The following is a 14,464-nucleotide window of genomic DNA, read 5'->3' as shown; positions in this document are numbered from 1 at the left end:
CCTTAGCCTTTATGTATTATTATTTTTTATGAAAATAGAAATCCTGCTACCAACATCAAGGGTACTTGAAACTTCCACTCTATAGCCATTCTTGTATCTCTGCTGTAATCTTTCTTTCACGTAGAAGAGTCCAAAACTCTGGTTATCATCAGCGGATACACTCTCCGGACGCTCTCCTGCATTTAAGAGTTCGCAGAGATATTGCCTGGTATTTTCATCCATTCCCTTTCCGTCATCCTCAACAGTCATACAAATGCTGTCCTCTACTCTGTGAACAGAAATATTTATATGTCCGGTGCCTCTTTTTAGCTTAATTCCATGATAAATAGCATTCTCTACCAGAGGCTGTAATATAAGCTTTGGAACCAGAATCTGCAGGCAGTCTTCGTCTGCGTCTATATCAAAAAGCAGTTTGTCTTCATATCTTGTCTTTTGTACATATAAATAGCTTGAAATGTAATGAATCTCATCTTTTAAAGTAATGAAACTGTTTCCATGACTAAGACTTATTCTAAACACGTTGGTCAGAGCGTCAACCAGGCTTACTATATCTTTCGCCCCATGCTCTCTTGCCATCCAGTTGATCGTATCTAATGTATTATATAAAAAGTGAGGCTTGAACTGCTCCTGTACAATCTTCAGTTCCGCTTTTCTTTTAAGATCTTCCTCCTGCCTTACTCTTTCAAGTAGTTCTCTTATCCTGTCAATCATATGGTTAAAACTCATTCCGAGATCTGCAATCTCATCCTGAGAATCACTCTCAAATCGGTTTGAAAGATTACCGTCATCTGTCTCCATCATCAGGTCTCTTAGCCTTTTGATAGGTCTTGTGATATTATCAGAAACCTTGAGTGAAAGATACTGAACAAGCAACAGCGTTGCAAGCAGAATGGCTGTATAAATGCCAATCATTCTGTTGATGTCCCCCATAATCTCCTCATAGGAAATAACGCTTACTGTTTTCCACCCTGTTTTTTCAGAGGTTTTAAAACGTATCATATAACGACTGCTTCCAATATCAACTGTAATGAGCTTATTATCATCAACAAGCCATTCCGGCCTTATTCTGTATACCACAGGATTTATCGGCGTATATACCATTCGGTTTTCCTCGTCCAAAACGAATACAAAACCTTCCCCTCCATGCTGCGAAACTTCAATTGCAGCTGAAATAATGCTGTGTCCTACATCCATGAGGAGTACGCCTTCCGGCTCTCCTGTAATTCTGTTTTTAACGGCTTTTACAATAGAAAAAACATCATCTACGGAATACCCCACATCAGTAGCGATATTTCTTCCGGTTACAGTACTTATCATATGGCTTGAATCGGGTTCCTCCAAAGCCATTTTGTACCATTTTTCTTTTTCAAAGGAATCCCTTGAAATTCTGCTGATTCCTGTACTTATATACCTGTCATCAGAATAGGCATAAAGTATTCCCGCTATTTCATCATACCTTCGCATGATATTTTTCATGGTCTTATTTACTTTATTGGCATCGATTTCACGGGCTTCAGAGAGGTTAGCATCAGAAATCTCATCGGACACTGCCAGAACCAGCTTATCAAGATCCTCCATATATGTATCAAGTGTCTGACTTACCTGAGTAACGATCTGTGATGTGCGCTGATTAACGTTTTTTCTGGCTTCCCTGACTGAAAATATAATTCCTACAATTCCCACAAGCACAAAAGGGATAAGCGCAATAAGTATCTGGGACAGGATTAGTTTTGTGCGTATTTTCGTTGTTCTGAATCCTGTCTTTGTACTCATTGTGCTTATCCCCGGTTAGTGCATTTTTTATATTACTCTGGTCACCTGATAATAAAGTAATAATCGTGATGTTTAGTGATCAGATTAATTATGTTAGGCTGCAGCCACTGCTTTGCCCTTCATGGCTTCGGCTCTTACTGCTATTATCCTCTGTACAACTATAAAGAAGCACAAAAGTCCTGCGATAGTAACCTTAGTCCACCATGTATTTAAATTTTCATAAGTTACGATAGTCTGGATAATTCCCTGAATCATTGCTCCCACAGCGGTTCCAAATACTGACCCCACGCCACCTGTGAGAAGTGTTCCTCCGATAACAGCAGATGATATGGCATCAAGCTCCATCCCCATATTCTGAAGACCATATCCGGCGAGTGTATAAAAGCTGAATACAACACCTGCCAGTGCTGCACAGAAACTGCTTATAATATACGCTCCTATCTTGGTTCTTGCAACATTAAGTCCCATGAGTTCTGCGGACTGTTCGCTTCCACCAACTGCATAAACTGCACGTCCAAAAGGTGTCTTCTTAAGTACATAAAGTGCAGTGCAGAGAACTGCAATAAATATCAGCACGTAATAGTAGATTTTACCATTGAAAGCTTTCGAATCCCCGAGCCTTATCTGTATTCTTCCAAGTGCCATAAACTTAAAGAAAGGATCTGTGATCGGTATGGATGCCTCGCTTATTACCACACACAGGCCTCTCATAAGGAACTGCCCTGCCAGAGTTACTATGAATGGCTGGAGTTTAAAGTAATGAATAAGGCTTCCCTGAACTGCACCAACTATTATTCCGATAATAAGTGCCAGCGGAATAACCACAAATGAAGGCATTCCGTGCTGCAGGCAATAAGCCATAAATACACCTGTAAATGCTATGGTTGATGATATGGATATGTCAATTCCTCCGGTAATAAGAACAAACGTTATTCCGATTCCGGCAATCATCAGATATGCATTATCGTTAAACAGATTAAGAAAAGTTGACAATGACAAGAAGTGGTCATATCTGACAGATCCAAAAATGAACATAATCAGAAACAGTAAAACCGTCATCGTAAGTGATATATTTTTAATTCGCAGTTTTTTCAAGTCCTTCATAATACGACTGCCTCCTTCTTCTCTGCTACCTTAGCTTTTTTGAATGATAATTTGAATCTGTTTGACTGAGCGAGGCAGATAATTATGATGAGCAGTGCCTTTAAAACTCTGATATATGCTGCCGGTACACCAAGTGCCAGAACTGTTGTGGTGATGCTCTGTACAATCAGAGCACCGATTACGCTGGCAAAAATTGAAAAGCGTCCGCCCATAAGATTGGTTCCACCGATTGCTACTGCAAGAATCGCATCAAGCTCGATATTAAGTCCTGCATTATTACAGTCAGCGCCCTTTATTCCTGCACTTTCAATAAGTCCTGCAACTGCTGCAAAAGCACCGGAAATTGTATAAATAGCAAGAAGATATAAGTTTACCTTGATTCCTGCAAATTTTGATGCCAATGGATTACAGCCTATTGATTCAAGAAAAAGTCCGAATGCGGTTCTGTTTACAAATATCAGGAGCATTCCTACAAGAAAAAGTACTATATAAAGAGGAAAAGGGAGTCCTAATATGTAGCCACCATTGATAAAATAATAAGCGTCTGAATTAATGGTTACGATCTTGCCATTTGTAATAAGTTGTGCAATTCCTCTACCTGCAACCAGAAGTATCATTGTCGCAACAATGGGCTGAATCTTAATTTGAGAAACTAGAAGTCCGTTCCAGAGTCCGCATATGATTCCCGCAATTATTGCAAGTATGATTGCTGCTGCAACATTACCGTTAAGTCCCGGAAGCAGAACTCCTTTAATAATACTGCAGGCAATAGCTCCGCTAATAGCCATGACAGAACCTACTGAAATATCGGTTCCGCCTGTAGCCAGCACCATTGTCATGCCGGCTGCCAGAATCATGAGTTTTCCTCCGTTTCTGAAAATATCTATGATTCGTCCATAGAAATGTCCATCAACTATTGTTATTGAAAGGAACTCTCCTCCGGTCATTATCGTGTTAAAAAGTATGATTGTAAGGAATATTACTACAGGCCAGAAAGCCTGATATCCCGACAGTTTCGCCAGCTTAGTTTTCATTTTGTCTCTCCTCCTGCCATGATCTGCATTACAGCTCCCTCGGAAATGTTGTCTCCCGATACTTCTCCGACTCTCTCCATATCCTTAAGAACCACTATTCTTCTGCAGCATCTAAGTTCCTCATCAAGCTCTGATGATATAAATAGTACTGCCATTCCCTGTGCTGCCAGATCTATAACTATCTTCTGTATTTCAGCCTTTGTACCTATATCTATTCCTCTTGTGGGCTCATCCAGCATCAAAAGCTCCGGATTTGTTGCAAGCCATCTTGCAAGAATAACCTTCTGCTGATTTCCTCCCGACAGATTTTTAATAAGCTGATCTGCATTGGGAGTTTTGATTTCAAGTTTTTCAATATACTCATCAGCTATTGCCTGAGCTTCTTTTTTGGATATTTTTTTGAAAAGTCCTTTCTTAGCCTGAAGTGCCAGGACCATATTGTCTCTTATGGAAAGGTCTCCTATTATGCCTTCTGTCTTTCTGTTTTCAGGACAAAAAGCCAGATCCTTTCGTATCGCATCTATTGGATGCTTCAGATTAACACTTTCACCATTTATATAGATCTCACCCTCATTTACCTGATCTATTCCAAACAGAACCCTGGCTGTTTCAGATCTTCCTGAGCCCAGAAGCCCCGACAATCCAAGAACTTCACCCTTAGATATGCTAAGATCCATCTGAGATATGCTTCCCTGATGAGATACATTTTTCATGGAAATGAGCTCATCGCCTGTTCTGGTTCCTTCTTTCTCAGCCTGTCCCTCCTTAAGTGACTGGTTTAGTACCGCATAATCCTTACCAATCATCTTGGATACCAATTCTACCCTTGGAAGGTCACAGGTTTTATATGTGCCAACATAACGGCCGTTTCTCAATACAGTAATCCTGTCTGTCACTTCATATACCTGATCAAGGAAATGAGTTACGAATATTATGCCCATTCCTTCAGATCGAAGTCTTTTCATGATTGTAAATAGTTTTTCTACTTCCACCTTTGAAAGCGAACTTGTAGGTTCATCAAGAATCAGAACCTTTGCCTTGATATCACTGGCTCTTGCTATTGCTACCATCTGCTGAACAGCCACTGAATAATTATCAAGACTCTTACTAACATCAAGTTTTAAGTCAAATTTCTCCAAAAGCTTTGCGGCATCTTCAGTCATGGTCTTCCAGTCTATTCCGCCCATTTTTGTTTTAGGAGCTCTTCCTATATATATGTTTTCTGCAACTGACAAGTTGGGACATAGATTGACTTCCTGATAAACTGTAGATATTCCAACCTGCTGTGCTTCATTTGTAGATTTGGGATGGATTTTTTTGCCATCCAGCTCTACTTCCCCTTTATCTCTCTCCTCAACGCCTGTCAGTACTTTAATCAGTGTAGATTTGCCTGCTCCGTTCTCGCCAAGAAGTGCGTGTATTTCTCCGGATTCAAGCTCGAACTGCACATCATCTAATGCTATTACAGCTTTTCCGAAGGATTTTGAGATGCCTTTCATTGTTAAGAGTTTTGTTTGAGTGCTCACCCTTTATCCTCCTTAATATATTTATGATTCCTCCTGATTTAAGGTATTGGCCCTATTACTTCCTCAGCCTTAAAAAAATCCGCTCCATAAAGCTTACGGAGCGGATATAAACACTATTACTTTTTAATATGCGCGTCCGTCGATTACGTCTGCAGCTGTATCTGCTGTGAATACGCCGTCAACTGACTTAACCCACTTTTCAACTGTTTCACCGTTCTTAAGCTTAGCTGCTGTCTCGAAGAAAAGAGGTCCAAGAAGAGGATTACACTCAACTGTGCAGTTAGCTTCGCCTGCTACCATTGCTTCGAAGATGCCCTTTACGCCATCAACTGAAACAGTCTTGATATCTTCGCCGGGCTTAAGACCAGCTTCCTTAATAGCTTCGATTGCGCCAAGTGCCATGTCATCGTTGTGGCAGTAAACACCTACGATATCAGGATTGGACTTAAGGAATGACTCCATAACTTCCTTACCCTGTGCTCTTGTGAAATCACCGGTCTGTGATGCAATTATCTCAATGTCAGGGAAATTAGCAGCAATTTCATCATCAAAGCCTGTCTTTCTGTCTGTTGCAGCAGAAGCACCAACAGTTCCTTCGATCTCAACGATCTTACCCTTGCCGCCGATGAGCTCTGCCATCTGCTGTGCAGCTACTTTACCTTCCTCGATGAAGTCAGAACCAATGAATGTGGAATAGAGGCTATCATCTACATCAGCTGTTCTGTCAAGAAGGATGATCGGGATGCCTGCATCCTGTGCTTCAGCAAAAACCTGATCCCAACCTGTCTCAACAACAGGCGCAAGTCCGATAACATCTACATCCTGTTCAATGAAGCTCTTAATAGCCTTGATCTGATTCTCCTGCTTCTGCTGAGCGTCAGCGAACTTGAGAACAACTTCATCTGCATGCTCTTCAGCATATGTCTGGATTGACATTGTTTCAGCATCTCTCCAGCCTGACTCCTGACCTATCTGAGCAAAACCAACAACCAGCTTGCCTTCTTCATCTTCACTACTTGTAGGTGCTGCACTTGTAGCAGTCTCTGTATCCTCAACTGTTGTTTCTTCTTTAGTAGTCTCTGTCTTTTCAGTTGATGTCTCTGTTTTTGTTGTTTCCCCAGCGTTTCCTGCGCTTGATCCGCAGCCTGCAAGCGTTGCTGCAACCATTGTTGTGCACATGATCATACTTAATAGCTTCTTCTTCATATTGTCCTCCTTATTACCCTGACGGGCTTTGTTTGTTTACAAGAATGATTTTAGCTTGGGGCGATTCAATAGTCTTTAGACTGATTTGACATAAATTTATAGATTTTTGTTTTTCTTCATTATTTCTCTTTGATCGATTGTTTGTAGTCTATAGGATTTACCCCAAGCTTTTTCTTGAATACCAGGCTGAAATACTGCTGTGAAGAATAGCCTACTTTTTCTGCGACCTCGTAAATTTTAACGGAATCATCCTGTAAAAGTATGCTGGCTCTGCGCATTCTAAGATTTGTCAGATAATCAACGAAGGTGCATCCGGCTTCTTTTCTGAAGATACGGCTCAGGTATGCTACAGAAAGTCCGACTTCACTTGCAGCCTCCTGAAGAGAGAAATCCTCTCTTGAATAGTTTTCCTGAATCAATTCAATTACTGATTCCATAATAGAGGACATTCCGGTGTTTTCCTCAGTTTTTGCAAGGGCTTCCTGATAAGCATTTGTAATGGTTCCAGGTGCAATTCCGGAGATAGTTTCCACAACTGCTTTCACAGGTATTATTCCTGCTATACACTTTTTATATTCCTCTATCTTCTCATCTAAAATTCCTGCATCGGTTTTTCCGATTATGAGCACCAGATTGCCGGATTCATCACGGCACTTACTTTCCAGAGCAAGTGATGCAAACATCTCCAATGCTATGTTTTCAGATACAAAATACAACAGATCATCATTCCAACTGCTGCTTAGTTCCTCGGAAGGTTTAGTATCTATTCTAAACAGAATAAGCGAATATTCATAAGGCAATTCAAGATTTAGATATTCGCATTCCTGCCTGATCTCATCTTCAATAAGTCTGCCGTCAATAATCTTTTTCATGAGCTCTGAAATCAGAAGTTCTCTGCTTTCATTCATTTTATCCTTAGCCCATTCCAGATATTTTTTCTCCATCTCTTCAGAGCTTCTGTCACTAAGTGCCACCCTGATTCTGCCTATAAGATCGTCGAAAACATCCTCCATCAGAGGCTTTACTATATAATCAAAAACACCAAGCCCCACAGCTTTTCTTGCATATTCAAAAAGGTCATATCCTGTTATTATTACGACCAGTGCCTGTGGATATAGTTTTTTCAATTCCTTAATAAAATCCAGTCCATTTAGAAAAGGCATGTTTATATCAACAAAAAAGACATCAATAACTGTAGTCTTTGCCTTTTCAAGGGCCATCTCACCATCTTCTGCTTCTGCTACTACTTCAAAATCACTATAAACCTTAAGGAAACTGATTATTCCTCTTCTGATCATAGGTTCATCATCAGCTACCAGTGCTCTGTATTTCATATGCTCTCCTCGTCAAACGCTCTGCTCAAACAAACTCCACCAGACTTGATAAGACCTAGTCAAGTGCTCTGGTCAAACCACATAGCTCCCAGGACTTCATTTTTACTGAAGTCCTGGGAGGAGGGGTTATTTATGAGCGTCTTGCATTTTTAATTTTGATTATTAGTTTAAATTCATTTCTTTACAACGCTCTGCGTCTTTTTATTTAGTCCTTTAGCCTTGAAAATCTTGGTGTAATCCTTCAGGACTTTTTTAGGTACTTTGATCTTTGCCATAGAAGAAATGCCCTTGAATGCATTACTACCTACAGATTTCTTTGTAAGCTTCTTGCTGCTAATTGTTACATTCTTCAGGTTTTTGCATTTGTAGAATGTCTTTTTACCGATTTTCTCTACATTTGAACCTATTGTAACCTTTTTCAGATTCTTGTTACCCTTGAAAGCACCTGCTGCAATTTCAGTTACCTTGTACTCCACATTATCAATTGTGACGGTTGCCGGAATCGTTGCTCTGATTGCATCTGCATTTTCAGGCTTGTTATAGCTGACTGCCTGTTGTCCATCATCAGTGGAAGTAATCGTGTAAGATGCTCCATCTGCCACAACAGACTCTCCTGTGCTATGAACTACCGGTGCCGAATTCTCTACAATTGGAGCCTTAGTTTCTACAGGCTTAGTCTGAATCGGATTTTCAGGCTTTGACGGTACTACCTGTGAGGGTGTGCCGGAATTACCGGGCTTAACCACATTGCCGGGATTCTGCGGAGTTGTTCCTGGAACCTGAGGTGTCGTTTCCGGTGTCTGCGGAATTGTGCCGGGTGTCTCTGGCTCTGTGCCTGGTGTTTCTGGTTCCGTTCCGGGTGTCTCAGGCTCTGTTCCGGGTACTTCTGGCTCTGTTCCTGGTGTTTCTGGTTCTGTTCCGGGTACTTCTGGCTCTGTGCCGGGAGCTTCGGGTTCTGTTCCGGGTACTTCTGGCTCTGTGCCGGGAGCTTCGGGTTCCGTTCCGGGTATCTCAGGCTCTGTGCCGGGAGCTTCGGGTTCCGTTCCGGGTGTTTCAGGTTCTGTTCCTGGTGTTTCTGGCTCTGTTCCGGGCGTTTCAGGTTCTTCAGGTGTTGCAGAAGGTGCGGGATTTGGAGCAAGGGCATCTTCAAGCTTACAATACTCAATATAATCAAGTGCCGCTGTTCCCTTTCCACTCACTCCGGATACTACTATGGTGTTACTTCCTTCATTAAGGCTAATCTTCTGTTCATAACCAAACCAGTTGTCTACGCACAGTCTTGAACCGGAATTAGCATTAAAATTGTAAATTGTTTTCTCGTACTCATCTCCATTAACACTGATTTTAAGTGCCGCATCATTTACATCTGCTGAAGCACCGACATAAAGCATATATTCTCCGGCTTCTTCTACATCAAAGGTAAACTCTGCTGTTTTACTCTCATCTGTCAGCCCATGTACGCAGGCATTTGATGAAGAGTTATAGGTTTCTGTACTTGAAAGGCCGGTAAGCTCTGCATTTTCAGCTTCTAACTTATGATATACAACCTTCTTTGTTCCGGAAGGCATCTTTACTTTATCTGTATATTCTGCTGATGTGCCAAGGAAAGGTGTTCCATCCTCAAGCCAGTATACTCTCTGCGCCCTTACACCTCTTCCATTCCAACCGCCACCCGGGAATCTTGTTGCATGGAATACCAGGTAATCCTCTGTTCCATCCGGTGACTTTACAAAGCTTGCATGTCCTGTAGAAAATGTAGTGCTATCATTTTTCTCAAATATTGGCTTGGAGGATTTGATCCAGGACGATTTTTTCATAGGATCTGCACCCTTCTTAAGTGTCAGTAATCCGAGACAATAAGTATCTGACCAGGATCCGCTTGCTGAATATACGATATTTACTGTTCCGTCAGGAGCTATTGCAATTTCTGCACCTTCATTGATAGTAGGATGCTCATTCACTTCCCACTTATATTCAGGTCTTGAAAGCTCTACCCTGTCACCTGAAATCGTCCATGGGTTCTCCATTTTCGCAATATATAGTCTCTGCTCACCATCAACAAATCCGTCCCAGCCTGACCATATCGCATATAGCTGTCCGTCAAGTGAAAGAACTGTCTGATCAATGGCCCATCTGTCTGTTTCAGGGTTAATTTTCCCTTTGTAAATATACTCACCCTGAGCATCATCCGTTACACTCTCAAGTACCATCATTCTGTGATTGGCGCCCTGACCTGCTGTGTAGTAGATATACCATTTACCGTCTATGAAGTGTATTTCCGGCGCCCAAAGCTCTCTTGAGGGCTGATCTCCTGAGGGCATGTACACACATACAGGTTCAACTTTACCGATTCTTGAAAGTTCAGCAGCTTTTGTTACCCATATTCCGGTGTCATTTCGTCCCATACGCACATAGTAGTAGTATCCGTCATGATATGTCACAAAGGGATCTGCACCATAATTCACCAGTGAACTTTCAAAGGAATCCGATGTGTTAAAACGGATAGTGTATTTATTCACATATGATGGATCCTCATCACTATAAACTGTGATATAGCTCTCCGGTCTGTCAGCAGTTGCCTGGGTAACCTTTGATTTAAAGCTGTCATCTGCATTTTCATCAAACTTTACCGATACTGAAGGAATATCTGAAAAATCATCTACATCTACGCTGTATACCTGTTTTTTCTTATCAAAACCTTCTATGGCTCTATCACCAACCATGAGCTCGTATCCAGGTACTTCTACAGCATGGAAAACAATATAATCAAGCTCTGCAAAACTGTTTTCACGTCCGGAGTGAGATACGGTAAATGTATTCTCGCCTTCCTTCAAATCCACATAAACACTGTATAAAGACCATATATCCCAGTTTGTAGCATTTTTATATTCTACAATCTCAGCATGCTCTTCATCTCCGTTTACCCAATATCTGTGTGAAGGATTAGGAAATGCACCTTTATCACCATCTGCAGCAATTTCAACTCTGTAAGTACCATCATGAGGAGCATTTATCTTCATGGTAACCGTTGATGATGTATCATCGATATAACCAATCTTGCGTCCGCCTGATGAATCACCTCTGTCAACAACTTTAGCTTTTCCGGTAACTGTTCCGCTCTCGCCTTCGATTTTTACTGTAAATGCCTTGGCTTCTTTGGCGTTCAGTTCTTCCAATGTCAGAGCTTTATTGTAAATCCTGACATTGTCGATACTTCCCTTGAAATTTCTTCCACCTGCAAAAGATTTTCCAAGATACAATGAAAGTTCTCGCCCAAGCTCAGATATATTTCTGTTTTTGACCGTTCCAACCAAAAATCCATCTGCATAGAAAGTCAGATCATTATTCTTTACAATAAGATCCAGATGGACCCATCTGCCATAAGTTCCATAATTACTGCTCTTTACAGACTTAATACCATTTACACCACTTGTAGTGGAGCCTGCAGATGTCTCATCATTATTCACTCTCATATAAAGATGTTTATCTGCTCCACTTCCAAGTGCGGCAACCATGCTCTGTACATCTGCACGTTCAGCCTTAACATCCATTCTGATGGTTAGTTCGTTCATAGCATCAAAAATGCCATCCTCAAACTTTGCATAGCAATCGTCCGAGCCATCAAGATATAGAACATTACCTGCTTCAGCATCTGCCTTAAGTTCTGCACTTCCGCTAAGAGTTAGCCCTAAATCTTTTCCGTTTGCTATAACCCTGGTTCCATCAGCATTTTCAAAGTCATACTCAGCTACCGGATCATCCTGCTTATCCATAGCTGCAAGCTGACCCTTTTCTACACCATAGGTTTTAACTAATGCATCATATTCCGCCGCAGTTACAGGCAGGATAACTCCATGCTTACAGCCTTCCTGGGCTGTGTACTGATTTTCATCAAGCACATGAATCCTGTTTGGCCTGTTAAGATCGTCCGTGGTAAAAGGAATATATCCTCTGGCAGCTCCGCCATACTCATCTAGCATTACGCACCATTCATCTCTGTCATTAAACTTGAACATGGTGCCGCCTTCATAGTTACCTCTGAAGGATTCAAGACAGCCACTTCCTGTGTTGCCTATGTAGCTGTAATTGTTGCCTACAACATTAAATGTAAGACTACCGATATTTTTTGTAGTAACAGCTTCACCATAGGAACGAAGCTTTCCGGATGCCTTGTCCAGTCTCACATACATGCCATCTTCCATTTTGGTAAGTCTGTAATAATCGTTTCCGACTTTAAGCATGGAAGTATCAATATTGCTGCCAAAATCGTTGAACAGCTCAGGCTCTGTAAACGTGTAAAAATCTCTGGTTCTTGATACAAATGTATACTGTCTGGCAAAATTATCGGCTGCGATTTTGCTTGCCCAATAAACAAGATATTCTCCGGTTGCCTCATCATATATTGCTTCCGGTGCCCATGCACATCCTCCATCTATAGAACCTGCTACATCAACATTTCTCTCATTTGTCCAATGTATAAGATCAGTGGATTCCCAGATTGTAAGCGCCGTGCTGCCCTGAGTTGATAATCTGTCCCATGGAATGTTATTTCCATATTTATATATATCCTGATCTGTAGCAAGAAGGAAAAATCTATCCCCTTCAGCACTTCTGATTATATAAGGATCTCTTGTTGCCTTATCACTTACGTCTGATTTAAGAACTGCTTCATTACCGTTAAGTGCTGTCCAGTTAAGACCATCTTCACTTATTCCATAAAAAATATCCTGTTCGCCCTTTTGACCGGGTATCTCTTTAAAGTGAGCATAAAGATATCCCACATAGTTTTCGTCCCGGGCTTCCTTTGCCAGGACATTGACTTCAATATCTTTTGAAAGTGACACTCCTGATAAAGTAGCCGTTACCGTAAGTGTTACCTTTTCATCCCGTGCGCCTCTTTTTACAACACCGGCAGGGATATCATAATATCCTTCCTGTGAAACATCCTTGGAGCTTATAACTTCTTCGTTATCAGATTCCCAGGATAATTCCGCTTTTCCTGCTTTAGACGGGAGTGTGATATTCCCTCTTATCGCATCAGCAGCCGGAATACTTATTTCATCAAGTGCCTGTTCAAGGTATTCTTTAGCTGCCTGTTCATCAAGAATTTCCTCATCTGTCTCTTCCTTGTACTCACTTACTGCAAGATTCCTGAAGCTTGCATGGGAGAGCCAGTTTCTCATTCCTATTCCGCCACTTTGATGTGTGCTGTCCTTTACGGAAATGGTGGCAAGATTCTCCCCTTCATAATCAGCGTAACAAGTGATATTATATCCGTTTGCAACTACCGTAAGGTGATAGCTTTTCCCAAAATCCGCATCCATTTTCTGCTTTGCTATCTCATGCCAGTTATTGCCTGAGCATCTTCCGAGAATAAGCTCTTTACCTCTTGCATTTACTCCGAGATAATAACCAAAGTAGCCATCATTTTGTCTATTTGTACCTTTTGAAGCTCTGAACAAAATACCGCCCTGAGCACTGGATTTATCAGGTAAATCTGCCTGTTTTTCAACAGTAACATCAGCTTCTAATACAAAGTCGGTAAACTCCTGTCTCTTGGAAATAGCCTTATTACCATTACCACCATCAATTCTTGCAATATTGTCTGCAGCTGACCAGCTACCCTCATTGGGACCTGTATATAAATCGAACTGAGACAGATCATTCATATCTACAGTCCAGATAAGATTGCCTCTGTTTTCGACATCTCCCTGTCTTGGATCCTCTGTCTCGGATTCACTTTCAACACTGTTTTCTGGATTATCTTCCCCATCAGCTTCGGGAATAACTGTATCTTCTTTATCAGTATCAGCCGGAGCGCTGTCAGCATCCTTATAAGTGGCATCTTCATTATTTTCCGGATTTGCAGCTCCATCTAAATCTGATTCAGTAACGCTATCTGCTTCTTTAGCTGTATCACTTCCGTTTTCACTATCCCCACTATTTTCAGCTGCGCCATTATCAGATTCAACTGTGTCTCCTTCAGAACTGTCTTTTTCCGTACTATCTGTCTTCTCTTCAGTTACAGTCTGATTACCTTCTTCCGCGCTGCTATCAGAATTGTTATCCCCATTAGCATCTTCTGAAGTCTCGTTTTTACTGCCATTATTTACTTCATCTGCAGTATCCTGCGTATTGTTCGTTTCTACATTATCTGCAACATTATCCTCTTTGATATTGCTATCTGTATTATTATTCTCTGCCTCACTTTCCCCTACGTCGCTTTTATCGTCAGTTACGGTTCCTTCATCTGCCTGACCCTCCAGGCTCTGATTATCTTTACCTGCATCCTCCTCTGTCTGATCTTCTGTCATTTCTGCTTCGGTAGGTACAGACACCTGCTGTACATCTTCAGCAGCATGAACCACCGGCGCGCCGATCGTTTGCATCGTAAGAGCCGCAGCCAGCGCCAATGATTGAAACCTACTGTTTCTTCTCATTGTGAAACCCCCTTTCACTTTTTCTTTTTTCATACATTCCTTTTTTA

At 41.4% G+C, this 14,464-nt stretch carries 7 protein-coding genes; all 7 read right to left on the bottom strand.

All coding sequences use genetic code 11. The features are described from left to right. Positions 1–9 precede the first annotated feature (9 nt). The 7 genes from G622_RS0110615 to G622_RS24620 all read right to left on the bottom strand — a co-directional run bounded on the left by G622_RS0110615 (position 10) and on the right by G622_RS24620 (position 14,417). A complete protein-coding gene (locus tag G622_RS0110615) occupies positions 10–1,773 on the bottom strand; it encodes a cache domain-containing sensor histidine kinase (protein WP_026510708.1) in 1,764 nt (587 codons plus the stop codon). Between the two features lie 93 nt (positions 1,774–1,866). Beyond that, positions 1,867–2,877 carry a galactofuranose ABC transporter, permease protein YjfF gene (yjfF, locus tag G622_RS0110610; protein WP_044957491.1) on the bottom strand — a complete coding sequence of 337 codons (1,011 nt, stop codon included), beginning with the start codon at positions 2,875–2,877 and terminating at the stop codon, positions 1,867–1,869. Next, the gene (locus G622_RS0110605) at positions 2,874–3,911 is read right to left on the bottom strand and encodes an ABC transporter permease (protein ID WP_044957490.1); all 1,038 of its coding nucleotides are present in this window, start codon (positions 3,909–3,911) and stop codon (positions 2,874–2,876) included. Before G622_RS0110605 ends, yjfF begins: the two co-directional genes overlap by 4 nt. Next, positions 3,908–5,410 (bottom strand): sugar ABC transporter ATP-binding protein, encoded by a 1,503-nt coding sequence (locus tag G622_RS0110600; RefSeq protein WP_044957488.1) that lies wholly within the window; start codon positions 5,408–5,410, stop codon positions 3,908–3,910. The genes G622_RS0110605 and G622_RS0110600 overlap by 4 nt, the downstream gene beginning before the upstream one ends. Before the next feature lie 150 nt (positions 5,411–5,560). Continuing rightward, entirely contained in the window at positions 5,561–6,643 is a 1,083-nt protein-coding gene (locus tag G622_RS0110595) for an ABC transporter substrate-binding protein (RefSeq protein ID WP_026510704.1), read from the bottom strand. Positions 6,644–6,762: 119 nt separating this feature from the next. Then, positions 6,763–7,977, bottom strand: a complete 1,215-nt coding sequence (locus G622_RS0110590) for a response regulator transcription factor (RefSeq protein WP_026510703.1) — start codon at positions 7,975–7,977, stop codon at positions 6,763–6,765. A gap of 173 nt (positions 7,978–8,150) precedes the next feature. Then, positions 8,151–14,417, bottom strand: a complete 6,267-nt coding sequence (locus G622_RS24620; protein WP_049945795.1) for a family 43 glycosylhydrolase — start codon at positions 14,415–14,417, stop codon at positions 8,151–8,153. Between the last annotated feature and the right edge of the window lie 47 nt (positions 14,418–14,464).

This window comes from Butyrivibrio sp. LC3010 (assembly GCF_000424385.1).
Classification (GTDB): Bacteria; Bacillota; Clostridia; order Lachnospirales; family Lachnospiraceae; genus Butyrivibrio.
The sequence above is the reverse complement of the archived record's forward strand: the minus strand, read 5'-3'. Positions and strand labels throughout refer to the sequence as shown.